This is a genomic window from Sabulibacter ruber, assembly GCF_017355955.1.
Taxonomy (GTDB): Bacteria; Bacteroidota; Bacteroidia; order Cytophagales; family Hymenobacteraceae; genus Nibribacter; species Nibribacter ruber_A.
In genome coordinates this window covers 1-457 of sequence record NZ_JAFFID010000026.1, presented here as the reverse complement: position 1 = coordinate 457, position 457 = coordinate 1, and the positions used below count along the sequence as shown (strand labels likewise).

Annotated in this window: 1 protein-coding gene; it reads right to left on the bottom strand. The window is 68.1% G+C overall.

The annotated features are described in order from the left end of the window. Positions 1-457, bottom strand: a 457-nt coding sequence (locus JT719_RS24290; RefSeq protein ID WP_207436383.1) for a GntR family transcriptional regulator, incomplete at both ends; no start/stop codon positions are given.

The window sequence follows — 457 nt, the reverse complement described above, 5'->3', positions numbered from 1 at the left end:
AGCGTGCGATCAGGTCGCCGATGAGCTGGCAGCCCGACGCCTGGACGATGCTCTGGTGAAAGGCGATGTTGGCGTCGGAATACTCCGAGATGTGGCCGTCCACCCCCTCCTGCTCGAAGCGCTCGAAGGCCGCCCGCAGATCCTCGATGCACTGGTCGGTGGCGCGCTCGGCGAAGAGCCGGGCGGCCATGCCTTCCAGGGCGGCGCAGACGGTGATCATCTCGATGATCTCCGCCTTGGTCTTGCGCACGACGAAGATGCCGCGGCGCGGCTGGGAGCGGATGAAGCCCTCCTGCTCGAGCAGGGCCATGGCCTCGCGCACCGGGGTGCGGCTGACGCCGAGCGCCTCGCAGAGCTGGCGCTCGTCGAGGCGGATCTCGCTCTCCTGGCCGTAGATGTCCATCTGGGTGATGGCCTGGCGCAGGGCCTGATAGGCCTTGGCCTTGAAGCTCTGGCC